Here is a 22,436-nt window from a genome sequence, read left to right as displayed (position 1 = left end):
GGTTGCACGTATGTGAATCTTTTCACAGTTGGTCCATGTTCCAGCCAGCATTGACGCCATGTTCATTTGGCCAGTCGGAAATTGGCGACGAGGATCTCGTTCGCGGCCTTGTCGGTGAACGGTATCCAGCGCACACGCTGTTCTGAAAAATCGGGATGCCGGGTGGTGAAAATGGTCATCTCGCGCCGCGCCTGTTCCGGCCGGCCGCTTCGCATCAGCGCGCCGATCTTCAGGAACCTGGAATAGAAATAGCCGGGAGACAGGTTGAGCGAGCGGTCAGCGGCAGCGATCGCCGCCGGCCAGTTCTCGACCAAACAATAGGCCGCCGTCAGTTCCCCCAGATTGTGGAAGCGGTAGAGGTCGAACGGGCTCAATCGCTCGGTATCGAGAAAGAACGGTATCGCGGTCGCGGCATTGCCGAGCAGCAGCTGGGCGCTGCCCATGGCCGAGCGCGCGAAGGCAAAGCTCGGATTGATGTGGATCGCTTCCTCGAGATGGTCGACGGCCGACCGCGGTTCGCCGCGCATGATGTCGACGGCGCCGAGATGGGCGTGCGGGCGCGCATCCAGGCTGTCCACCAGCAACGCCTTGCGGGCAAACTGCTCGACCTTGTTCAAATCGTCGCTGTCGCCGAAACGCAGCCATGCCCGCCAGAAATACCACCACGCCAGTTCGTTGAGCACGGCGCTCGAGTTGGCGTCCTCGCGGTAGGCCTTCTGGAAGAACTCGAGTGCGGTTTCGGTGTCGCCGCGGGTGCGCCGGTTCATGTGCCAGCGGCCCCGTCGCACCAGTTGCCAGGTCTCCAGGCTTTCCCAGGGAACCTGGAAGGTGCGTGCCTGTTCCGCCCGGTCGACCTCCTTGTCGAGGATCGAAACGATCTCAGCGCCGATCTGGTCGCGCAGGTTGAAGATGTCGACCAGATCGCGATCGAAGCGCTGCGACCACACCAGCCGCCCGTTGGACGCGTCGGCCAGCGAGGTGTTGAGGCGGATCTGGCCACCATTGCGCATCAGCGTGCCGCTGACGATGTAGCGCGCGCCGAGCGCGTTGCCGATCACCCGAGTGCCCAGCGTGTCGTCGCGGAACTGGAAGCTGGAGCCCTTGGCGATGACCGAGAGCCATCTGGTGTTGGAAAGACCATAGATGATGTCCTCGGCGATGCCGTCGGCCATGTAGCCGATGTCATGCTCGCCGCCATCGGCGTGGAAGGGCAGGACGGCGATCGCCGGCGGCCCCTTGGACGACAGCTTCTGCTGCGCATTGGCCTGGGGAATGGCGGCGAAAGACGCCGCCGGCGAGGATCCGTTGCCACTGCGGCCGGCGATCAGAACGCGCACCGGCAAGGCGATGTTCTTCAGCATGAATTCGCCGAGATCGGTGAATTCGGCCGCCGTCTTGTCCTTCACATGGTGCCAGGTCGTCTCCGAAACGGCGAGACCGTCGCCCGGCGCGAATTCCTGGATTCTCGCGGCGATGTTGACGTCGTCGCCGTAGAGGCGTCCACCACGCACGATGACGTCGCCGGTGTTGATGCCGGCCCGAAACGGCATGCGCATGTCGTCGGCAAGCTCGGCGTTGAGGGCGACGATGCGGCCCTGGAAATCAAAGGCCGCGCGCAACGCCTCGATCGGATTGCCGAACTCGGCCATGATGCTGTCGCCGGCGTCGCCGAACGTGCGGCCGCCAAATGTGCCACAGCTGTCGGCGATGATGTCGCGCCGTTCCTCGAATGCCGCGACAGCAGACTCGTCGTCGATGCCCATCAGCCGGGAGAACCCGACGGCATCGATAGAAATGATTGTCGCCAGCTGACGGGTGTAGTTCCGTACAGCCATGTTCGAGCCCCCGCTCCCTTTCTGGTTCTGGTCCAGCACAGGCGACGACCCGTTCCTGAAACACTTCGCCGCGCGCTGAGAGATGAAGATTCCGGCGGGGTTGGCGCGCCATGCCACCCCGCCAGGACCAGAAGTCTAGCAGGGTCTTGGGCAAAGCTCTACCACCATCGGGTTGTCCAGCGCGGGCCGTGGCAGCACTCATGGTTGGCCGGCGGTTGGCGCAAATATTGGCGTGCCGTAGCTCTGAGCGCGGCGATCCAGGGCTTCACGGAACCTGCGCGACGTCAGCACTCGGAACAAACTGTGCTGCCTGCGAGTTTCCGGTGCGGTTCATACCAACGTGAAATGAGGGTAATCATGCGAAATCTTGTTCTGGCGACCGGCGTCGTCGTTCTTCTGGCCGGCTCGACGGCCTTTGCCGCGGATGACAGCCCACTGCCGCCGACGAATGCCCAGAAACTGTCGGCAATCATCGCCAAGGTCGAGCAGCGCGACGGCTTTCGCTATGTGAAGGAGGTCGACTGGGACAAGGACGGGTACACCGTCACCTATTACACCGCCGACAAGGCGAAAGTCGAAATCACCTTCGATCCCGTAACAGCCGAACCGAAATAGCGCTGATACCGCACCGCTTCGGCAATTCCGTCCGCCGCGTTTTTTGCCTACGATGGTGGCAGTTGTCGGACAACGGGGCGACCATGCTTTCTTCCAATCGAATTGCCAACTCGCTTGCGCTTGTCGTTGCACTGGCTGGCGCGGCGGTCTGCCTTGGTCCAGCGCGTGCCGACGGGCCATCCTTCGACTGCCGCAAAGCCAGCCTGCCGGTGGAAAAGGCGATCTGTGCCGACCCGCAACTGTCGGCAATTGATGCCTTGGTCGCCAAGGCCTTTACGGGTTTCGAGCCAGCCTTTGGCCGCGACAAGCGCAAGATCGCCCGTGCGCTCATCACTGACAGGAACGCCTGCGGGCAGGATGCCGCCTGCATCGTCAGCGCCCAGAACAATGCGCTGCAGACCTACGGCAATGCGCCGTCCTGGGTGCAGGATTACAACATCGCCCTGATCGGCAAGAAGGCGCTCGACACCGCAGCCCGCCATCCAGGCAGCCCCGACCAGCCCCTGCCCTCGTCGATCGGGCAATGCGCCTTCACCCACATCACGGCGCTGACTACGCGGCTTGGCGACGACCCGCTGGAAACGGCCAGTCCTGAAGCCGGCAGTGTGACGCGGTTCAGCAATGGCGGCGCCGGGGTTTCCTACGAGCGGGAGCCTGGCCTTGCCAGTTCGAAAGCCGGCGATCCTGTCGTCATGTGCCTGATATCGATCCCGAGGGATTGTCCGCAGGGCGACGAGCGCGGGCGGGTCTATTACGGCGTCGACCTCACGATAAAAGGCACATGGGTTTTGCCGGATTCGCAACATCTATGCGGCGGCGCCTGAAGATTTGCCGCAAAGCACTGCTGGATGCACTCTTGCGCCGATCCGCCTTTGATGGCTGAGTGCGCGTAACAGTTGCAGGGCACGGGGGTGGATGGCCATGGTTAAGCATGTTTTGAAGCGCATCCTGATGATGCTTGCCGGCTATTTCGTTTCGGTGCTGATCGGATTGTTCGCGGTCGTGGCGATATATTGCGCACTCGCCGTATTGCCCAACGCGCCGGACTATTTCGGCGCCATGCAATTTTCGCCCATTGTCGTGCTGCTGTGGCCGCCGCTCGGCATGGTCGTCTATTTCTTGACGATCGTGCTGACCGGCCTGCAGACGCTGATCTTCGCGCTGCTCGCCGAATTCTTTGCCCTGCGCAATTTCCTGGTGCACATGCTGTTTGGCGCCGCTGCCGCTGCAGCCGGCTTTTTCCTGGTCTGGCCGGCCGCGGAAGAGGATGCCGGACGCTGGGCCGATATCGGCATCATCGCCGCCGCCGGCCTCGTAGCCGGTCTGGTCTATTGGCTGATCGCGGGCCGCGACGCCGGCTTCCGGCGTCCGCTCATCCAGCGCTGATCGCAGGAAACGGGCGACCGTCCATCGGCCAAAAATCTAATAAAACCAGAGAGACAAAGTGAGTTCCTCGTTCGTTGAACGAGGAACTCCGCTGGTTTCAGCTCGTCGGCGAGCGCACCGCTTCAGTCGCTTCCAGCGCCTGCATCAGCCGCGTGTCGCGGTCGTAGACATCGTTGAAATATTCGACTTTGCCGGACAGGTCCGGCCAGGCAGTGAAGTAGGAGACATAGACGGGAATCGTGCGTGTCACGTCTTCGCTGGCATGGCCGTGCTTGAGCTTTTCGGCGATGTCGTCGACCGAGACGCCGAGCACCGCCGCCGCCATCCCACGTGGATCCTGAAGGCGAATACAGCCATGGCTGAGCGCCCGCATATCGCGCTGGAAGAAGGATTTTTGCGGCGTGTCGTGCATGTAGATGGCGTGCTTGTTGGGGAACAGGATCTTCAGTTCGCCCAGCGCATTGGCTTCGCTCGGCTGCTGGCGCACGCTGTAGGGAATGTTGGCGCCGTAGGCGCCCCAATTGACCGAGGAAGAGGGAACCCGCCTGCCGCGCGAGTCGGTCACCTCGTAGCCGGCACGGTCGAGATAGCCCGGATCGCCACGCAGCCTTGGCAGCATCTCGTTGACGATGATCGACTGCGGCACGCCCCAATAGGGATGGAAATCGACCTGCTTGATCTCCTTGAAGAAGAAGGCGGTCTGGTTGGTGGTCCGGCCGATGACGACGCGGGTCTTCAGCTTCTCCTCGCCATTGTCGATATAGCTGGCGGTGAAGGCGGGCTGGTTGATGAAGACCCGCGGGCTGCCGAGATCGGACGGCATCCAGCGCAATTCTTCCAGCGCGACCTGCACCTTCTGCAGCCTGTCTGCCTTGGATGCGCCGGCGAGCGAGGCGACGGTGCGCGGGCCGATGACCCCATCGCCCTTCATGCCGGCCTTCACCTGCACGGCCTTGATGATCGGAACCAGTTCGGGAACATAGACATCGCTGGTGCCGAGACGAGACAGGATCTCGCCATAGGCGCCGCCCATCTCGTCGTCGAGATTGCGCGCGATCAGCGTCAGCAGCTTCGGCAGTTCGGCGCTGGTCTCGCCGGGCTTCAGCAACAGCTTGGGATCGACGACGATTTCGTTTTCGGCGCTCGCCTGCAGCGATTCAAGTTCGACGCGCAGCGCCTGATATTCCGCGTTCTGCGGGTGCCGCGATTCGAGGTAGGTGCGCACTTCCTGGGTGTGAGCCAGCGTCTTGAGCGCGCCTTCCATGTCGACCGGCTTCGGCGGAAATTCATAGTAGCCGGTGATGCGATTGGGATCGACGCGCCCGCTCTGGGCGTCACGGGCATAGCGCAGCACGCGCGCCGACAGCGCCATCTCGAAGCGGACGAGTTCCTTCAGATGGACGTTGGCATCGACTGCCGATGCGTTGGCTGCCGGCACTTCGACCGTGTAGTCGGCCGACGTGAGACCATAGCTTGCGGCTTCGCCAAGCACCCGCACCGCATCCTGGGCGCGGGCATTGGGATTGCCCTCGTTCACCCAGATGAAATCAGGATTGGCAGAGTAATAGGCAATCAATGCCTTGGCGATATCGGGCTCGGCATAGAGTTCATAGTCACTAAGGCCTGCAGCGGCTTCGCGGAAGGCAGTGCTGGTCGCCGACGGCACAAAGGCGGCGTCTTCAGCTGTTGCCACCTGGGGAGGTGCTGCCACCAATGCGGCAAAGTCGACGCGCACCAGCCGGTCGGCCTTGTAGGTGTAGTAGGACGGGCTGCTGATCCTGGTGCCGCCGCCGCCCGATACGGCGGGCTTCGGCTTGCGCTTTGGCGGCGGCGGGAATTCGCCTTGCGGCCTGTGCTTGACGCCACCGCCGAACAGCATGTCGAACAGGCCTTGCGCGCTTGCCTGCGGCACACCGAAGGCCAGTGCTGCCGCCACTGCAAGCGGCATCACGGTGGCTTTATTTCCGAGGAATTTCATTAATCACCCGCTCCGGCTGCAAGCCGGCTCCCGTTCCGCGCCGCTAGACGATCTTGCCAACCGCATGGCGGATGTAAGGCGCTACTATACCGATTCATACCGATTTCGTTAAGCTTCCATAAATTTCCGCGGGCCTGTTGCAGAACGGTTTCACAACATCGTGACGTCTGGAGCGGCGTTGCCGCTCCAGACCGTCAAAGCGGCTGCTGCTTCAGGCGTTGGCGCCACCGTCGATGGTGAGCGCGGCGCCGGTGACGAAGCGCCCTTCCGGACCGGCGAGCCAGGCAACCATGCCGGCGATCTCGTCAGCCTTGCCGAAGCGGGGCGTCGCCATCTTCCGCCGCTGGTGTTCGGCATGCGGGCCTTCGGCCGGGTTCATGTCGGTGTCGGTCGAACCGGGATGAACGACGTTGGCGGTGATGCCGCGCGGACCGAGGTCTCGCGCCAGCGCCTTGGTCAGGCCGACCAGCGCAGCCTTGCTGGTCGAATAGGCGCTGAGGCTGGTGTCGGTGACGCGCTCGGCCAGATTGCTGCCGATCGAAATGATGCGGCCGCCCTCGCCCATGTGAGCCGCTGCCGCCTTCGAGGCCACGAACGGCGCTCTCAGATTGACCTCAATGGTCTCGTCAAAGTCGGCCAGCGACATCTGTTCGATGGGCGCCGCGCGCCAGATGCCGGCGCTGTTGACCAGGATGTCGAGCCGGCCGAAGGCATTCACCGCCTCGGTGACCGAGCCTTCGATGGCGGCGGCGTCGCGATTGTCGGCTTGGATGGCGATCGCGCGACCACCTGCCGCTATAATCTCGGCGACGACAGCTTGGGCCGGCGCCGAGCTGTTGACGTAGGTGATGGCAACGTCGGCGCCATCGGCCGCAAGCCGTTTTGCTATCGCAGCACCTATGCCGCGGCTGCCGCCGGTGACCAGTGCTGCCTTGCCGTTCAATCCGTTCGCTGACATGTCATTTCTCCGTTATGTAACGATCGATACATAAATATCTGGCAACCTTGCCTGGCGACGTCAAGTGAATTATGTATCGATCAACACAGAAAAGATCGTCATGCCGGAAAGAGGCCGTCCCCGCACCTTCGATCGAACCGCCGCCTTGCGGCAGGCGATGGAGCTGTTCTGGGCCAAAGGCTATGAGGGCACCTCGATCGCCGACCTGACCGCGGCGATGGGGATCAGCTCGCCCAGCCTCTATGCCGCCTTCGGCAGCAAGGAGGCGCTGTTTCTGGAAGCGACCGAGTATTACACCCGCAACGAAGGCACCGAGATCTGGAGCGCGCTGGACGAAGCGCCGACGGCATGCCAGGCGATCGAGAATTTCCTGCGCCAGACGGCAAAAGCGTACTCTCAGGACGACCGCCCGCAGGGCTGTCTCATCGCGCTGGGCGCACTGCACCAGGATTCAAGCAGCGGCGCGATCTGCGATGATTTGCGCCGCCGCCGCGCCGAAAACCACACCCTCTTGCTGAGGCGGCTGGAACGCGGTGTGGCGGAAGGCGAATTGCCGGCGGGCTTCGACAGCAACGCGGCGGCGACCTTCTATGCGACGGTCCAGCACGGCATGTCGATCCAGGCCCGCGACGGCGCCTCGTGCGAAGCGCTGATGGCCACAGTGGCCGGAGCGATGGCGGCGTGGCAGGGGCTGGTCGGAACAGCGTGACAAAGCGCGGAGCTTGTGCTGGAAATCCAGTCGGCGGCGAAATGCGCCGGGAGGGATCATCCGTGAAAAAAGGGTATCGCGAGTTGCTCGACGAGGCCAATGCCGAGATCGAGGTGGTCTCGCCCGAGGAAGCGGCCGGGCTGCTCGACGACGAGGACACCATCTTCGTCGACCTGCGCGATCCACGCGAGATCGAGCGGGACGGCCAGATCCCCGGCGCCAAACATGTCACTCGCGGCATGCTGGAATTCTGGATCGATCCCGAAAGCCCTTACCACAAGCCGTTCTTTGCCTCGGGCAAAAGCTTCGTCTTCTTTTGCGCCGGCGGCTGGCGCTCGGCGCTGGCCACCAAGACGGCGCAGGATATGGGGCTGTCGCCGGTCAAGCACATCCTTGGCGGCTATACCGCCTGGAAGGCGGCCGGATTGCCCGTCGAGCCGGGCGGCAAGAAGAACGGTTAGCTCACCGCTCCGGCGTTGTCGGAGCCGACAATACACCCATTGGAATCAATGCAGTATCGGCTCGCGCTCGTTTTTGACAAAAGTCACAGCGCGTTCGACAACACCTTTGTCGGCGAGAATGCGACGGTGGCCGAGCCCATCGGCCCAGTGCAGCCGCACATGGCTGCCGGCGCCGGCATAACGTGTGGCATGATCGGCGGGGACTTCGCGGTCGTCCGGCGCGTGGATGACCAGCGTCGGCACCGGCGCCTCAGCCAACTGGCGGTCGCCGGTGAATTCATGCAGCGGCCGGCCCGACAGCCTATTCACCTGATCGGCCATGGAAACCTGCGAACGCGGACCGACATTGAGCATGCGGCTGAAGTCGGCGAAGATCGCCGGCAGGGAACTTGGCGCGGCGACCAGCACCAGCCGCTCGGCCGCGACGGGCTGGATACCCTTGATCGAACCGGCAATGGCATTGGCGGCGACGGCGCCACCGAAGGAATGGCCGACGATCGCCTTGAACGGACCGAACCATTCGCCGGCGACCCTGACCGCCTCGACCGCATTGACCATATTGAGATGACGGCCCAGCGACTGGCCATGGCCCGGCAGGTCGAGCGAGGCGACCCGGTAGCCCGCATCGCGAAAGCCTTCGATTAGCGCCCGCATATATTCCGTGCGCGAACGCCAGCCATGGACCACCAGCACCGTGCCGGCGGACGCCCTGCCCGGCTCGGGCCGGAATTCGTGCACCATGACGCAGCCGGCCTTGGTCGTCAGCCGATGATGGCGCGCCTCGGCCATGAAGCCGGCGGCGCGGTCGACCGCACGCCGCTCGCCGTCGCTGAGCGCCTTCACGCTCGGCGTGCGGCAGAACAGTTCGAAGGCCGCGCGCCCGCTCAGACGCGGCGCCACAAGCTCGGCCGCGCCGAACACGCCCCGGATGACCTTCAGTCCAAATGATGCCATAGTGGCGATCCATCCATTCCGTTCAAGCATGAACATAATAGTTCAAACATGAACATTAAACAAGAGCTGCCCTGGGACAACCCGCGCTTTCGCAACTGGGTCGCGGTGGCGCGCGCCTGCCATGTGCTGGAGCGTGCGCTGGCGGTAAAGCTGGCGCCGCTGGACCTCAAGCCGGCGCAGCTCGACGTGCTGATGAACCTCTATCGCCATCCCGGCATGTCGCAGCACGATCTCGCCCGCAAACTGCTGGTCGGCCGCTCCAACATCACCATGCTGTTGCCGCAGCTCGAGGCGCGCGGCCTGCTGCGCCGCGAAGGCGACGAGAAGGACAAGCGCGTGCTGCGGCTGACGCTTACCGATGCCGGCACGGAGCTCCTGATGAAAGCGCTGAAGGTGCATATGGCGCTGATCGAAAAGGCGATGAGCCAGTCGACAGCGGAACAGTGCGATATGATCGGCGAACAGATGCGCAAGATCTATGACGTGCTGAAGGATACCTGAGCCGTTCGATCCACGCGCCTCCCACCTCACCACATCGTCTTCTTCGCCCGCTCCGGCCATTCCTTGTCGTAAGTACCGGCATCGATATTCTTGCGGCTGGTGACTTCCAGGATTGTTCCGGGTGTCGGCAGCGATTCCGGGTCGACGTGCTTTGCCGGGTTCCACAGCTCCGAGCGAACGATGGCGCGGGCACACTGGAAATAGACCGAATCGACATCGACCACGGTGACCGAGCGCGCCGGCTTGCCTTCGACGGCGAAGGAGGCGCAAAGCGCGGCGTCGGTGGTGATGCGGGCGCGGCCGTTGACGCGCAGCGTCGTGCCCGAACCCGGCACAAGAAACAGCAGCCCGACGCGAGGATCGCGGATGATGTTCTTAAGCGAATCGGCGCGGTTGTTGCCGCGCCTGTCCGGCATCATCAGCGTCTTCGGGTCATGCATGCGCACAAAGCCGGCGAGATCGCCGCGCGGCGAGCAGTCCAGCCCTTCCGGCCCGCTCGTCGCCAAAGCGACAAAAGGCGAGGCTTCGATGAAGGCGGCATATTCGGGAATGACGTGGTCGAGTTCCTTGACCGTCGACGCTTCGCCGGGCAGGCCGTAGAGGGCTTCGAGCTGTTCGACCGTGGTGATGTCAGACATTTTCCCGTCTCCGAACCGTTGCCAGCGTCACCCCCAGTCAATGACGTTTTGCCGACAGTGCCGAACTAGCGGTCGCGGCTCAGTCCCTTCTCCTGGAGCTCGGCGACATAGGCATTCCAGCGCGCGTCCTTTTCGTGGCCAAGCGTGTGCAGGTAATTCCAGGTGAAGATGCCGGTGTCGTGAAAATCGTCGAAGGTGATGCGCACGGCGTAGTTGCCGACCGGCTCGATCTTCAGGATAGCAACGTTACGCTTGCCGGGAACCGTCACCCGCTGGTCCGGCGAATGGCCCTGCACCTCGGCCGAGGGTGAAGCGACGCGCAGCAATTCGGCCGGCAGTTCGAACGGGCGATGATCGGGAAAGGTGACGGACAGCAGTTTTCTGTCCTTCGAGACCCTGAGTTCCTTCGGCGCCGTCATTGTTCTGCATCCCGCATCAATCCGCCCTTCCCTACGCTGCTTCGCGCGAGCGGAAAAGGCCATTTGGACCCGGCCGACATCGGATGTCGGCCAGGGAATGTCACCAAAGATCGAGAGCGGCTATCTTGAATGGCGGGTTGGATCGTATCACATAGCCGTATATAACGGCACCACTCGCAGCATTGGAAACGCTTGAACGCATGGACATGATCGATCCCTTCGGTCGCACGATCAGCTACTTGCGCGTGTCGGTCACCGACCGCTGCGATTTCCGCTGCACCTATTGCATGGCCGAGGACATGGCGTTCCTGCCCAAGAAGGACCTGCTGTCGCTCGAGGAACTCGACCGGCTCTGCACCGTCTTCATCGAAAAGGGCGTGCGCAAACTGCGCCTCACCGGCGGCGAGCCGCTGGTGCGCAAGAACATCATGCATCTGGTGCGCCAGCTGTCGCGGCACCTGAAGAGCGGCGCGCTGGAAGAGTTGACGCTGACCACCAATGGCTCGCAGCTGTCGCGCTTTGCCGCCGAGCTTGCCGATTGCGGTGTCGAGCGCATCAATGTCTCGCTGGATACGCTCGATGCCGACAAGTTCCATGCCATCACCCGCTGGGGCCATCTCGGCAAGGTCATGCAAGGCATCGATGCCGCGCAGGCGGCGGGGCTGAAGGTGAAGCTCAACGCCGTTGCGCTGAAGGACTTCAACGACGTCGAGCTGCCGGAGATGATGCGCTGGGCGCATGGCCGCGGCATGGACTTGACCGTCATCGAAACCATGCCGATGGGCGAGATCGACGCCGACCGGACCGACCAGTATCTGCCGCTATCGCTGCTGCGCGCTTCGCTCGAGCGCCAGTTCACGCTGAGCGACATCCCCTACAAGACCGGCGGTCCGGCCCGCTACGTCCATGTCGCAGAGACCGGCGGCAGGCTGGGCTTCATCACGCCGATGACGCATAATTTCTGCGAAAGCTGCAACCGCGTGCGGCTGACGTGCACCGGCACGCTCTATATGTGCCTGGGTCAGGAGGATGCCGCCGACCTGCGCGCGCCGTTGCGTGCCTCAGAAGGCAACGAGCTGGTCGCTGCTGCCATCGACGAAGCGATCGGCCGCAAGCCGAAAGGCCATGATTTCATCATCGACCGCCGCACCAGCCGCCCGTCGGTGTCGAGACATATGAGCGTCACCGGCGGCTGATTTTCTCCGCGATTGGTGCAGAATGCTTCCGTTGGAAGCGAGGGGGATTTCCATGCAGCGTGTTTGCCAAACCGGGCTGTCAGCGCTGGTCGTGGCCCTATCATTGGCGACCACAGTGGCGCTCGCAAAGCCGTTCACCTACATCAATGCGCGCTATGGCACGGTGTGCACGTTCCCGAGCCAGATTTTCAGCAAGCCGATGCCTGAGTCCCTCAATGGCGACGGTCGAAAATGGCTTAGCCCCGATGGTGCGAGCTTGTCCTGTTACGGCGGATACAAGCTGACGGAAGATACGCCCGACAGTCTGGTTGAAAAGGAAAAAGCCGACCCTGACTCTGGGGAAAAGGTCACTTACAGCAAAACCGGTAAGAACTGGGCAGTGGTCTCAAGCACCAAAGGCGACAAGATCTTCTATACCCGAATCGTCTTCGAAAAAGAGGATGCAATCCATACAGTCTGGATCGAATATCCCGCCTCGCTCAAGGCCAAGTACGACCCACTGGTCGGCGCTATCGGCGACAGCCTGCATGGGGGCTGAGCAACACTGGGAATAAATCGCTCTCGACGCTGCAAACCCGATTTACCGCCATCGCGTTCCGCCCTAAATTTCGGCCTATAGCGGCTCGTCGCTCGGTTTGGGGGAATACGACATGCGCACATTCTTACTTTCTCTTGCAATGCTTGGGTTTGCCGCCGCGCCGGCAGCAGCACAGTCCATCGGTGGCAGCTACACCGTTGCGGGCACCAATTTCGACGGCTCGAAATATGGCGGCGAAGCCACCATCACGCTGACCAGCGAGACCACCTGCACCATCCATTGGGAGACGGGCGGATCATCGTCGGACGGCATCTGCATGCGCAACGACGATGCCTTCTCCGCCGGCTATGTCATGGGCAAGGAAATCGGTCTCGTCGTCTACAAGGTAGAGGATGACGGCTCGCTGCACGGCCTGTGGACCATCGCCGGCAAGAACGGCAGCGGCACCGAGGTGCTGACCCCGAAATGAGCCTGCTGGTCATCCGGCCAGCCCTCTTAGCGATTTTGTGGGCCACGGGTGAAAATCCGTGGCCTATTTCTTTGACGTTGCTGTCTTGCCGCCGGCTGCTACAGGCTTGAGCGGTTCACCGTTTCGCCGAAACGTCGAACCGCTTTATTCTTTGTTTTCACGCAATTCCGGACGGAAAACCGTTTCACACTTTTCCTGGAATTGCTCTTGCAAAACCGGTAACGCCCTTGCCTCTTTCCCCAAACATTCGCGGCGCGCTGTGCATGATGGTGGCCATGATCGGCTTCACCCTCAACGACGCCATCACCAAGTTCTCGTCGGAATCGATGAACATGGCGCAGGTCATGCTGGTGCGCGGCGCCTTTGCGTCGCTGCTCGTCGGCCTGCTCGCCTGGCAGCAAGGCGCGCTCGCGCGACCGAGGTCGATGCTGCAGCCGCTGGTGGCGCTTCGCGTGGTCGCCGAGGCCGGCGCCACCGTCGCCTTCCTTGTGGCATTAGCGCATCTGCCGATCGCCAATGTCTCGGCGGTGCTGCAGGCGCTGCCGCTGGCGGTGACGATGGGGGCGGCACTCGTATTCAACGAAGCGGTCGGCTGGCGGCGCTGGCTGGCGATCGCGGTCGGCTTCGGCGGCGTTCTGATCATCGTGCGGCCAGGCTTCGAAGGCTTCAGCGTCTATTCGCTGTACGCACTCGTCAGCGTCGCCTGTTGCGCAGTACGTGACCTCGCCACCAAGCGCATCCCGAGGGCTATCCCGACCTTGCTGGTGTCGACGGCAACGGCAATCGCCATGACCATCGTTGGCGCCGTGCTGCTGTCGCCGATGGGCGGCTGGACGCCAATGTCCGGCAAAGGCACGGCACTTTTGGCATTGGCGGCGGTGCTGGTGCTGATCGGCTACCAGTTCATCATCATGGCAATGCGGTCTGGCGACATCTCCTTCATTGCGCCATTCCGCTACACCGCCCTCTTTTGGTCGATGCTGCTTGGCCTCATCATCTTCGGCGATGTCCCCGACCTGCCGATGATCTTCGGCTCCGCCATCATCATCGGCTCCGGCCTCTACGCGCTCTATCGCGAGCGGGTCGCCGGCCGGCAAAAACCCGCAGCCGAAAGCGCTGGACCCGACATGGCGCCGGACGGCATATAGCTTGGCCATGAGCCAAGACATTGCAGGAATTATCCTGGCCGGAGGCCTGTCACTGCGCATGGGCGGCGGCGACAAGACTTTACTGGCGCTTGGCGGGCGTCCGCTTCTCGACCATGTCGTTGCCCGCCTGTCGCCGCAGGTCGGATCGCTGGCGCTCAGCGCCAATGGTGACCCGGCGCGCTTCGAGGCGGCCGGTCTTCCGGTTCTCGCCGATGCGGTGGAAGGCTATGCCGGACCGCTTGCCGGAATCCTCACCGGCCTCGAATGGGCGGCAGCGAACACCGCTTGCACGGCATTGGCGACGGCCCCCGGCGACACGCCGTTTCTGCCGGTGGATCTGGTGGCAAAGCTGGCCGCTGCCGCGACCAGTCGGCCGGGCTCGATGGCGGTTGCCAGTTCCGGCGGCAGGCGGCATCCGACCTTCGCGCTGTGGCCGCTCGGGCTGCGTGAGGCCTTGCGGCATTTCCTGATCGACGAGGACAACAGGCGCGTCTCCGCCTTCATCGAGCGGCACGACTGTGTCGAAGTGGAATTTCCGTTGCTGACCCACGGCAGTGACGAGATCGACCCGTTCTTCAACATCAACACACCGCACGACCTTGCGGTGGCCGAGCGTCTGTTGCAGAGCATCGGCCCATGAACATCTTCGGCATCACCGGCTGGAAGAATTCCGGCAAGACCACACTGACCGAGAAGCTGGTCACAGAGCTCGTCCGGCGCGGCTGGACAGTGTCGACGGTCAAACACGCCCATCATGAGTTCGACATCGACAAGCCTGGCGCCGACAGCTTTCGTCACCGCCAGGCGGGCGCCACCGAAGTCGCGGTGGTGTCGGGCAAACGCTGGGCGCTGATGCATGAACTGCGCGGTGAGGACGAGCCGACGCTGGAGACGGTCCTGTCGCGGTTGGCCCCGTGCGACATCGTGCTGGTCGAAGGCTACAAGCGCGAGGCGCACAAAAAGATCGAGACCCGGCGGCGGGAGGCCAAGGACCGCTCGCCGCTGTCGGCGAACGACGGACATATCGTGGCGATTGCCGCCGACTTCGCGGTTACCGGCGAAAGCCTGCCTGTGTTCGATCTCGACGACACGGGAGGGATAGCCGACTTCATCGAGCGCATGACCGGCCTCAAACCTTGAGGCCCCTGCCCTCGCCCGGGTCAGCCGCCCTCTTCAGCCGTTGCATTGTCTAAGCGCGTCGCGCCTGAACGGCCTCATGCGACGCGCTTCAGGTTGTTTTATTTATGCATGTCGTCGTCCCAAAACCGCTGCGCACTTTTGGGCGACATGCATTAACCCGGCGTCGGCATTGGCTGGACCCGCAAATCCCGCAAGCAACGGTTTTACAGTTGCTTTTCTCCCGAAAACAGTGGGAGTATCGCGCCAGCGGGCGGTCAAAAGCACCGCCCCACAGAGCCGTTCCGGAACGACGGCCGGGAGCCATAAAGAGAGGACTATCATGCGTATTGCACTGCGTATCGCGCTCGCCGCATCGGCTGCGCTGCTGACGCTCGGCGTCGCCCAGGCTCAGGAAACGACCCTGAGAATCGGCACCGAAGGCGCGTACCCCCCATTCAACAACCTGACCTCCGACGGCCAGCTCGTGGGCTTCGACATCGACATCGCCAAGGCGCTCTGCGACGAGATGAAGGTCAAGTGCACATTCGTCGCCCAGGATTGGGACGGCATCATTCCGGCCCTGCAGGCCGGCAAGTTCGACGCCATCGTCGCCTCGATGTCGATCACACCGGAGCGCGCCGAGAAGGTCGACTTCACCCACAAATACTACAACACGCCGTCGGCGATCGCGGTACCCAAGGATTCGACCCTCAAGGGCGTGACCAAGGAAGACCTGGCCGGCAAGACCATCGGCGTCGCAACCACCACGACGCATTTCAATTATGCCTCGAAAACCTATACGGACAGCACGGTCAAGGGCTATCCGAGCAGCCCCGAAGAGCAGGCCGATCTCGCCAATGGCCGTCTCGACGCGATCGAGGACGATATCGTCGTGTTGCAACAGTTCCTGGATTCGCCTGATGGCGCCTGCTGCAAGATTCTCGGCCAGCCTTCGCCGCAGCCGGTCGATATCTTTGGACCGGGCGCCGGCATCGCCGTGCGCAAGGGCGAGACGGATCTGGTCAACAAGTTGAACAGCGCCATCGACGCAATCCGCGCCAACGGAAAGTACAAGGAAATCAACGACAAGTACTTCAAGTTCGACGTCTTCGGCGCCGAGTCCTGATCGTCTGAAACAAGGCGGCAGGGGAAGTTTCCTGCTGCCGCCTTGGCCTGACAGAAGTGGAGACAAGACCCGTCAATGCCAAGCCAGAACATATGGATACTTCTCACTTGGGGACCCGATGGCTGGATTGACGATATTGCCTATGGCGCACTGGTCACCATTGCGCTCGCGCTGGCGACACTGCCGATCGGCCTGACGATCGGCTTTTTCGTCGCCTGGGCAAAACAATCCGAAGAGCCGTCGCTTCGCGTGGCTGCCAACATCTACACCACGGTGTTTCGCGGACTGCCGGAACTAGTGACGCTTTTCCTGTTCTTCTTCGGCATGCCGATCCTCTTGCAGTATGTCATCCGTCTGTTCAGGCCGGAAGCGACGGTCGATGTCGACAGCTTCCTCGCCGGCATGATCGTGCTGTCGCTGATCTTTTCGTCGTATTCCAGCGAAGTCTTCCTGTCGGCCTTTCGCGCCATTCCGAAGGGCCAGTATGAGGGCGGCTATGCGATCGGGCTGTCGAAATGGCAGACGATGCGCAAGGTGATCCTGCCGCAGCTGCTGCGCATCGCCTTCCCCGGCCTTGAGAATTGCTGGCTGAGCCTGCTCAAGGACACGGCCCTGGTGTCGGTCGTCAACCTGGCTGAAACCTTGCGCAACGCCGGCGTGGCGGCCCGTGTCACCAAACATTCCTTCCTGTTCTACAGCGTCGCGGCGATGGTGTTCCTTATCCTTGCCATCCTGTCGTCGATCGCCACCGGCTTCATCCTGCGTTCGCTCGGGAGGAGGGAGGCACGATGAGCGTCGTGACGCGCGCCGCCGTCGACATCGAGAAGCCACCACCACGGGCGCGAGGCTGGCCGCGGGCCCGTATCGTCGGCTACGCGCTGGTCGGCTTCTGGATCCTGTTCGGCATCGGCATCGCCGTCTATCTGGTTTACGCCTGGAATGGCGAATTCTTCGCCAGATACGCGCCTGCCTATCTGCAGGGCTTGGGAACCACGCTTGCGCTGGTGGCCATCTCGATGGTGCTCGGTGCGCTCTTTTCGCTGCCTGTCACCTATGCCCGCATGTCGAAGAACCGCTATTTGTCCGTCCTGGCTTATTGCTATGTCTATTTCTTCCGCGGCACGCCGCTGCTGGTCCAGGTCTATCTCGTCTATTACGGCCTGGGCTCATTCCGGGTGCAACTCGAATCCGTCGGACTGTGGTGGTTCTTCCGCGACGCCTTCAATTGCGGTGTGTTCGCCTTCGCGCTCAACACCGCCGCCTACCAGGCCGAAATCCTGCGCGGCGCCATAGAAAGTGTTCCGAGGGGCCAATGGGAGGGCGCTGCTTCGCTCGGCCTGCACAAATTGCAGACGCTGCGCAAGGTCATCCTGCCGCAGGCGTTTATCGTCGCGCTCCGGCCCTATGGCAACGAACTCGTCCTGATGATCAAGGCCTCCGCCATCGTTGCCATCATCACCGTCTATGATTTGATGGGCAACGCGAAGCTGGCCTACGCCAAGTCCTTCGACTTCCAGGCCTATGTCTGGGTCGCCATCGTCTATCTGGTGATGGTCGAGATCCTGCGCCACGGCGTCGAATGGATCGAGCGGCGGATCACCATTCATCTGATCCGCTGAGCGTTCGGCTGTACCAGTCGATCGGCTCATGCGCGTCTTGACGAATGGCGCGTAGAGCCTAGAGCTGTCCAAGACAATTCCGTTCCGTCTGAAGGGCAAACCCATGGCATCTGTGGCATTTCTCGGTCTTGGCGTGATGGGCTATCCCATGGCCGGGCACCTCAGGAACAAAGGCGGCCACGACGTCACCGTCTACAACCGCACCGCGGCGAAGGCGGAACAATGGGTGGCCCAGCATGGCGGCAAGCTTGCTTTGACGCCGGCGGACGCCGCAGAGGGCCAGGATTTCGTCTTCTCCTGCGTCGGCAATGACGACGATCTGCGCTCGGTGACGACCGGGGCCCATGGCGCCTTCGCCGCGATGAAAAAAGGCTCCGTCTTCATCGACAACACCACCGCTTCGGCCGAAGTCGCGCGCGAACTGGCCGACGCCGCTGAAAAGGCTGGCTTTTCCTTCCTCGACGCGCCGGTTTCCGGCGGCCAGGCGGGCGCCGAGAACGGCGTGCTGACGGTGATGGTCGGCGGCGAGCAGGCTGCCTTCGACAAAGCCAGGCCGGTCATCGACGCCTTTGCCCGCATGGTCGGGCTGATGGGTCCGTCGGGCGCCGGCCAGCTCACGAAGATGATCAATCAGATCACCATTGCCGGGCTGGTTCAGGGACTGGCCGAAGGCATCCACTTCGGCAAGAAGGCCGGGCTCGACATCGAGAAGGTCATCGAGGTGATTTCCAAGGGCGCTGCCGGGTCCTGGCAGATGGAGAACCGACACAAGACGATGAATGCCGGCAAATACGATTTCGGCTTTGCCGTCGACTGGATGCGCAAGGATCTCGGCATCTGCCTCGATGAAGCCGACCGCAATGGCGCGCGACTGCCGGTGACCGCCCTTGTCGACCAGTTCTACAAGGATGTGCAAGCGATGGGCGGCAAGCGCTGGGATACGTCGTCCCTGCTTGCGCGACTGGAGAAGTAGGCGTTCGCAATGGCCGAGCTTTCGCCCCAATCGAGCGCCGATGAGATCGTCGCCCATTTGCGCTCGATCGGCTTGGAGGACAATCGCCGCGGTATGCTGCGCTACGGCATCAAGATCGAGCGCGCGCTCGGCATCTCGCATGGCATGCAGCGGCAGATCGCCAAAAAGATCAAGCGCAACCACGAGCGTGCTTTCGAGCTTTGGCAGACCGGCATCATGGAGGCGCAGTTCATCGCTTCCGTCACGGCCGACCCGAAGCGCTTCTCAGCCGCGGATGCACGACAATGGGCCGCGTCCTTCGATTCCTGGGACATCGTCGACGGCGTCTCCGATCTCTTCGTCGACACGGACGCCTGGAAGGAGCTGATTGAAGAGTTCGCGGCGGACGAGCGCGAGTTCGTTCGACGCACGGCCTTCGCCATGATGGCGTGGTCCGTCGTGCACCGGAAGCAGGAGCCGGTGGCGACTTTCCTCGGCTTCCTGCCGATCATCGAAGCGCATGCCGCCGACAGCCGCAATTTCGTGAAGAAGGCGGCAAACTGGGCGCTTCGTTCGATCGGCAAGCGATCGTTGGAGATGCACGGCGCTGCCCTTGCCGTGGCCGAACGACTGGCCCAGTCGGCCGACAAGACGGCGCGCTGGATTGGCAAGGACGCCGTACGGGAACTCACCAATGCCAAGATCGTCGAGCGGATCGCCGCCAGAAAAGGCTGACCTAGCCAACGTCCGGTTCACCGAGGTGACGCGGCAGACGCGCGCCGATTTCGAAGGCCTCTTCGAAGCGCAAGGCGGTTCGAAGTATTGCTGGTGCATGGCCTGGCGGCCCCTGCCCGGCCGCCGCGAGCATGTCCAGCACGCCGAGTTGAAACGGGCCATGATGGCGCTTGTCGAGGCCGGTACGCCGGTGGGAATCTTGGCCCAGATTGACGGCAAGACCGTCGGCTGGTGCTCGGTCGCGCCGCGCCAGACCTGTCGGAAGCTGACGTCGCAACAGGACGATGACGAGACCGGCATCTGGTCGATCGTCTGCTTCTATGTGCCAAGGGCGCTGCGCGGCGGCGGGCTGGTGGCAGCGCTGCTTGACGCTGCCATAGATCACGCCTTTGCCAAGGGCGCCGGCGTGATCGAGGCCTACCCGGTCGACGAGGCATCGCCGAGCTACCGTTTCATGGGGTTTCGCGGCGTGTTCATCGCTCGCGGGTTCCATGAGGTCGGCCTGGCCGGCTCTCGCAGACATGTGATGCGGCTCGAGCGTTGACGCGATCGGCCGCGGCGTCTTTACTCCTGCACAAAGGAAGCGGCCGATGAGCAGTCCTCTCAAATCGACCTTGGCGCTTGCAGCCGCGTTGTTGGTGTTCACCGCTACCAACGCCTCAGGCCAAACCGCGCACATCTTCTGGAAAGATCTGCGTCCTGCGACGCAGGCGGTGGCCGAAGATGCCGGCCTGCCGATGATTGCGGCAAAACTGCCCGATCGTGGCGAGACATTGTCGCTCAACCTGCAGGACAAGACGGTACAATTAGCCGGCTATGCATTGCCGGTCGACCGTGATGGCGATCTCGTCTACCAGTTCCTGCTGGTGCCGTGGACAGGCGCTTGCAGCCACATGCCGACGCCGCCGCCCAACCAGATCGTGCTGGTGACGCCGGCCCGTCCCTACAAGATGTCGCAGGCCTATGAGTCGGTTGCCGTAACCGGCGCCTTGCGGCCCGGCTTGGAGAAGAGCCAGTTGTTCATTCTCGACGGCGTCAGCATCATCCAGTCCGGCTACACCGTACGCAAAGCCGATGTGGTGGCAGTCGACACGGTGCCGGACACGATCACGCTGCCGGTCAACTCGCCCTGGAGTTTCCTCAACAAAAAGAAAAACTAAGCGCCGCCTGCTTGTGCAGCGTCACCGCCCAGTCACGGACAACCGCGCTCAGGCCGCGTTGGCGCCGGATTCCTTGTCCAGCAGCATGTAGTCGAGCGGCATTTCGGTCGTGTACTTGATCTGCTCCATGGCGAAGGACGACGACACGTCGCGGATCTCGATCTTGGCGATCAGCCGCTTGTAGAAGGCGTCATATGCGGCGATATCGGGCACCACGACGCGCAGGAGATAGTCGACGTCGCCGCTCATGCGGTAGAATTCGACAACTTCGGGAAATTCCTGGATGACTTCCGAGAAACGCCGCAGCCATTCATGGCTGTGCGAATTGGTGCGGATCGACACGAAGACGGTGACGCGCACATTGACCTTTTCGTGGTCGAGGATGGCGACCCGCCGCTTGATGACTCCCTCTTCCTCCAGCTTCTGGATGCGGCGCCAGCACGGCGTCGTCGACAGGCCGACTTTCTTGGCGACATCGGCAACCGCGAGCGTCGCGTCCTCCTGCAGGAGGCGGAGAATTTTTCTGTCGAGGCGATCCATTAAGGTGCTCCTGGTGCAGGCCGCGTTCCCTCGGGCGCGACGCGCTTTGGGAATAGATTGGCTATACTCCCTCTTATTTCGACCTTTCACAAGAAAGAAATTCTGCCGGATGGCACAAAAGCGAGTGATATCTTGCTTAAAGTCTAATCTATGCGATAGCGGATTTCCGATCTCAGAAACGGCAGCAAATCCATTTCAAACCATGGATTCTGCTTCAGCCATCCTGAGTTGCGCCACGACGGGTGTGGCAGCGGCAGCACTTTCAGGCTGGCCGGCGCATCCCAGATGGTGCGCCAGTCCTTCACGGTTTCGGTCAGCGACGGCCGGCGCGTGGCGCCCATATGCCAGGATTGCGCGTAGGAGCCGATTGTCAAAACGAGGTCGATCTGCGGCATCAGCGCCATCAGCGGCGCGCGCCAGGCCAGCGCGCATTCTCGGCGCGGCGGCAGGTCGCCGCCCTTTGCGTCCTGGCCGGGGAAGCAGAACCCCATCGGCACGATGGCGAATTTATCCGTGTCGTAGAATTCCTCGCTGGTTACGCCCAGCCAGCTTCGCAGCCGGTCGCCGGACGGGTCGGTGAACGGCATGCCGGACGAATGCACCTTTGTGCCTGGCGCCTGGCCGGCGAGCAGGATGCGGGCGCTGGATGATGGCAGCAGCACCGGGCGCGGCTCGTGCGGCAGTGGCCTGCCGACCGGAGTGTCGACGCAGATGCGGCAGGCGCGGACCTTTGCCGTCAGGCGTTCGAGTTCCGCCTCCATCAGGCGGAAGCGCTCGGGCGACTGGAGACGGCACTGTACCAGCGCAGCACGTTCGTGCACTCGTCCGGCACTTTGATGCGCGCCGGTTTCATGAAATCCATGGCGATCATGCCGGTGATATCGGCGATCGAATAGGCGTCACCGGCGGCGAATTCGCGGTTTGCCAGTTCGGGCTCGAGCAGGTTCAGGAATTCAACCGCTTTCGCCTTGTTGGCCTCGCCCCATTCGGGGATCTGCGGAATTTCCCATTCCTTCATCGCCGGATGGATGTGGCGAAAAGCCTGGGCGACGCAGCTGAGCAGATTGAACTCCATGCGCCTTTGCCACATCTCGACCTTGGCCTTGCCGAGCGCGCCTTGCCCGAACAGCGCCGGTTCGGGATGCAGTTCCTCGAAATAGCGGCAGATGGCGACGGATTCGGTGAGGATGATGCCGTCGTCGAGCTCCAGCACCGGCAGCCGCTGCAGCGGGTTGCGCGACCTGACCGGCTCCTGTTTGTGCCCCATCGCACTCATATCGACCGGCACCAGCGGCACTGCGATGCCCTTTTCGGCGAGGAAAACCCGTACTCGCCGCGGGTTGGGGGCGCGGCCGCCGTCGAACAGTTTCATGCTTATCC

Annotated in this window: 28 protein-coding genes; 19 read left to right on the top strand and 9 right to left on the bottom strand. The window is 62.6% G+C overall.

Going from position 1 to position 22,436, the window contains the following annotated elements; genetic code table 11:
• Positions 1-62: 62 nt before the first annotated feature.
• Positions 63-1,835, bottom strand: coding sequence for an adenylate/guanylate cyclase domain-containing protein (locus tag NKI32_RS15580; RefSeq protein WP_353002957.1), 1,773 nt, complete (start codon positions 1,833-1,835; stop codon positions 63-65).
• Between the two features lie 357 nt (positions 1,836-2,192).
• On the opposite strand from NKI32_RS15580, the gene NKI32_RS15575 reads away from it, so the two are divergent.
• From NKI32_RS15575 to NKI32_RS15565, 3 genes are all read left to right on the top strand, one after another.
• The gene (locus tag NKI32_RS15575; RefSeq protein WP_023668990.1) at positions 2,193-2,450 is read left to right on the top strand and encodes a PepSY domain-containing protein; all 258 of its coding nucleotides are present in this window, start codon (positions 2,193-2,195) and stop codon (positions 2,448-2,450) included.
• Between the two features lie 83 nt (positions 2,451-2,533).
• The gene (locus NKI32_RS15570) at positions 2,534-3,274 is read left to right on the top strand and encodes a lysozyme inhibitor LprI family protein (protein WP_352444286.1); all 741 of its coding nucleotides are present in this window, start codon (positions 2,534-2,536) and stop codon (positions 3,272-3,274) included.
• A gap of 91 nt (positions 3,275-3,365) precedes the next feature.
• Entirely contained in the window at positions 3,366-3,836 is a 471-nt protein-coding gene (locus NKI32_RS15565; RefSeq protein ID WP_023668992.1) for a hypothetical protein, read from the top strand.
• A 97-nt stretch (positions 3,837-3,933) separates the two neighbouring features.
• On the opposite strand, the gene NKI32_RS15560 is transcribed toward NKI32_RS15565, so the two are convergent.
• Both NKI32_RS15560 and NKI32_RS15555 read right to left on the bottom strand, forming a co-directional pair.
• The gene (locus NKI32_RS15560) at positions 3,934-5,814 is read right to left on the bottom strand and encodes a L,D-transpeptidase family protein (RefSeq protein ID WP_353002956.1); all 1,881 of its coding nucleotides are present in this window, start codon (positions 5,812-5,814) and stop codon (positions 3,934-3,936) included.
• Positions 5,815-6,025: 211 nt separating this feature from the next.
• Positions 6,026-6,772: a 3-oxoacyl-ACP reductase family protein gene (locus NKI32_RS15555; protein WP_023688499.1), complete on the bottom strand. Its 747-nt coding sequence runs from the start codon at positions 6,770-6,772 to the stop codon at positions 6,026-6,028.
• 100 nt (positions 6,773-6,872) lie between these two features.
• On the opposite strand from NKI32_RS15555, the gene NKI32_RS15550 reads away from it, so the two are divergent.
• The gene (locus NKI32_RS15550; protein WP_023710494.1) at positions 6,873-7,481 is read left to right on the top strand and encodes a TetR/AcrR family transcriptional regulator; all 609 of its coding nucleotides are present in this window, start codon (positions 6,873-6,875) and stop codon (positions 7,479-7,481) included.
• A gap of 62 nt (positions 7,482-7,543) precedes the next feature.
• Positions 7,544-7,942, top strand: coding sequence for a rhodanese-like domain-containing protein (locus NKI32_RS15545; protein ID WP_023688500.1), 399 nt, complete (start codon positions 7,544-7,546; stop codon positions 7,940-7,942).
• Positions 7,943-7,987: 45 nt separating this feature from the next.
• Here NKI32_RS15545 and NKI32_RS15540 read toward each other — a convergent pair whose 3' ends face one another.
• Complete coding sequence (locus tag NKI32_RS15540; RefSeq protein WP_353002955.1) at positions 7,988-8,896, bottom strand: alpha/beta hydrolase; 909 nt, start codon at positions 8,894-8,896, stop codon at positions 7,988-7,990.
• Between the two features lie 48 nt (positions 8,897-8,944).
• On the opposite strand from NKI32_RS15540, the gene NKI32_RS15535 reads away from it, so the two are divergent.
• On the top strand, positions 8,945-9,397 hold the full coding sequence (locus tag NKI32_RS15535; RefSeq protein WP_353002954.1) for a MarR family winged helix-turn-helix transcriptional regulator: 453 nt from the start codon (positions 8,945-8,947) through the stop codon (positions 9,395-9,397).
• Between the two features lie 26 nt (positions 9,398-9,423).
• Here the strand turns inward: NKI32_RS15535 and NKI32_RS15530 are convergent, their stop codons facing one another.
• Together NKI32_RS15530 and NKI32_RS15525 are read right to left on the bottom strand one after the other, a co-directional pair.
• On the bottom strand, positions 9,424-10,035 hold the full coding sequence (locus tag NKI32_RS15530) for a pyridoxamine 5'-phosphate oxidase family protein (RefSeq protein WP_352654796.1): 612 nt from the start codon (positions 10,033-10,035) through the stop codon (positions 9,424-9,426).
• 65 nt (positions 10,036-10,100) lie between these two features.
• The gene (locus NKI32_RS15525; protein WP_353002953.1) at positions 10,101-10,454 is read right to left on the bottom strand and encodes a gamma-butyrobetaine hydroxylase family protein; all 354 of its coding nucleotides are present in this window, start codon (positions 10,452-10,454) and stop codon (positions 10,101-10,103) included.
• Between the two features lie 200 nt (positions 10,455-10,654).
• On the opposite strand from NKI32_RS15525, the gene moaA reads away from it, so the two are divergent.
• The 13 genes from moaA (at position 10,655) to NKI32_RS15460 (ending at position 20,516) form a co-directional block, all read left to right on the top strand.
• Positions 10,655-11,650: a GTP 3',8-cyclase MoaA gene (gene moaA, locus NKI32_RS15520; protein ID WP_031193366.1), complete on the top strand. Its 996-nt coding sequence runs from the start codon at positions 10,655-10,657 to the stop codon at positions 11,648-11,650.
• A 52-nt stretch (positions 11,651-11,702) separates the two neighbouring features.
• On the top strand, positions 11,703-12,188 hold the full coding sequence (locus tag NKI32_RS15515) for a hypothetical protein (protein WP_353002952.1): 486 nt from the start codon (positions 11,703-11,705) through the stop codon (positions 12,186-12,188).
• 112 nt (positions 12,189-12,300) lie between these two features.
• A complete protein-coding gene (locus NKI32_RS15510; protein ID WP_023669002.1) occupies positions 12,301-12,657 on the top strand; it encodes a hypothetical protein in 357 nt (118 codons plus the stop codon).
• A gap of 227 nt (positions 12,658-12,884) precedes the next feature.
• On the top strand, positions 12,885-13,805 hold the full coding sequence (locus NKI32_RS15505) for a DMT family transporter (RefSeq protein ID WP_352916683.1): 921 nt from the start codon (positions 12,885-12,887) through the stop codon (positions 13,803-13,805).
• 7 nt (positions 13,806-13,812) lie between these two features.
• Entirely contained in the window at positions 13,813-14,445 is a 633-nt protein-coding gene (gene mobA / locus NKI32_RS15500) for a molybdenum cofactor guanylyltransferase MobA (protein WP_353002951.1), read from the top strand.
• The gene (gene mobB, locus NKI32_RS15495) at positions 14,442-14,945 is read left to right on the top strand and encodes a molybdopterin-guanine dinucleotide biosynthesis protein B (protein ID WP_023690740.1); all 504 of its coding nucleotides are present in this window, start codon (positions 14,442-14,444) and stop codon (positions 14,943-14,945) included. The genes mobA and mobB overlap by 4 nt, the downstream gene beginning before the upstream one ends.
• 319 nt (positions 14,946-15,264) lie before the next feature.
• Entirely contained in the window at positions 15,265-16,050 is a 786-nt protein-coding gene (locus NKI32_RS15490) for an ABC transporter substrate-binding protein (RefSeq protein WP_023688509.1), read from the top strand.
• Between the two features lie 75 nt (positions 16,051-16,125).
• Positions 16,126-16,842: an ABC transporter permease gene (locus tag NKI32_RS15485; RefSeq protein WP_023669007.1), complete on the top strand. Its 717-nt coding sequence runs from the start codon at positions 16,126-16,128 to the stop codon at positions 16,840-16,842.
• On the top strand, positions 16,839-17,669 hold the full coding sequence (locus tag NKI32_RS15480; RefSeq protein WP_023688511.1) for an ABC transporter permease: 831 nt from the start codon (positions 16,839-16,841) through the stop codon (positions 17,667-17,669). Before NKI32_RS15485 ends, NKI32_RS15480 begins: the two co-directional genes overlap by 4 nt.
• Before the next feature lie 103 nt (positions 17,670-17,772).
• Positions 17,773-18,642, top strand: a complete 870-nt coding sequence (locus NKI32_RS15475; RefSeq protein WP_023706848.1) for an NAD(P)-dependent oxidoreductase — start codon at positions 17,773-17,775, stop codon at positions 18,640-18,642.
• Between the two features lie 9 nt (positions 18,643-18,651).
• Positions 18,652-19,356, top strand: a complete 705-nt coding sequence (locus tag NKI32_RS15470; RefSeq protein ID WP_023825551.1) for a DNA alkylation repair protein — start codon at positions 18,652-18,654, stop codon at positions 19,354-19,356.
• On the top strand, positions 19,316-19,900 hold the full coding sequence (locus NKI32_RS15465) for a GNAT family N-acetyltransferase (RefSeq protein WP_353002950.1): 585 nt from the start codon (positions 19,316-19,318) through the stop codon (positions 19,898-19,900). The genes NKI32_RS15470 and NKI32_RS15465 overlap by 41 nt, the downstream gene beginning before the upstream one ends.
• A gap of 46 nt (positions 19,901-19,946) precedes the next feature.
• Positions 19,947-20,516, top strand: coding sequence for a DUF3299 domain-containing protein (locus tag NKI32_RS15460; RefSeq protein WP_023690736.1), 570 nt, complete (start codon positions 19,947-19,949; stop codon positions 20,514-20,516).
• Positions 20,517-20,564: 48 nt separating this feature from the next.
• Here NKI32_RS15460 and NKI32_RS15455 read toward each other — a convergent pair whose 3' ends face one another.
• The 3 genes from NKI32_RS15455 to NKI32_RS15445 all read right to left on the bottom strand — a co-directional run bounded on the left by NKI32_RS15455 (position 20,565) and on the right by NKI32_RS15445 (position 22,428).
• Positions 20,565-21,056 (bottom strand): Lrp/AsnC family transcriptional regulator, encoded by a 492-nt coding sequence (locus NKI32_RS15455; protein ID WP_023669013.1) that lies wholly within the window; start codon positions 21,054-21,056, stop codon positions 20,565-20,567.
• A 143-nt stretch (positions 21,057-21,199) separates the two neighbouring features.
• The gene (locus tag NKI32_RS15450; RefSeq protein ID WP_023688514.1) at positions 21,200-21,817 is read right to left on the bottom strand and encodes a uracil-DNA glycosylase family protein; all 618 of its coding nucleotides are present in this window, start codon (positions 21,815-21,817) and stop codon (positions 21,200-21,202) included.
• A complete protein-coding gene (locus tag NKI32_RS15445; protein ID WP_353002949.1) occupies positions 21,817-22,428 on the bottom strand; it encodes a glutathione S-transferase in 612 nt (203 codons plus the stop codon). Before NKI32_RS15445 ends, NKI32_RS15450 begins: the two co-directional genes overlap by 1 nt.
• Positions 22,429-22,436 lie beyond the last annotated feature (8 nt).

Source organism: Mesorhizobium sp. M0761, from assembly GCF_040320205.1.
Classification (GTDB): Bacteria; Pseudomonadota; Alphaproteobacteria; order Rhizobiales; family Rhizobiaceae; genus Mesorhizobium.
The sequence above is the reverse complement of the archived record's forward strand: the minus strand, read 5'-3'. Positions and strand labels throughout refer to the sequence as shown.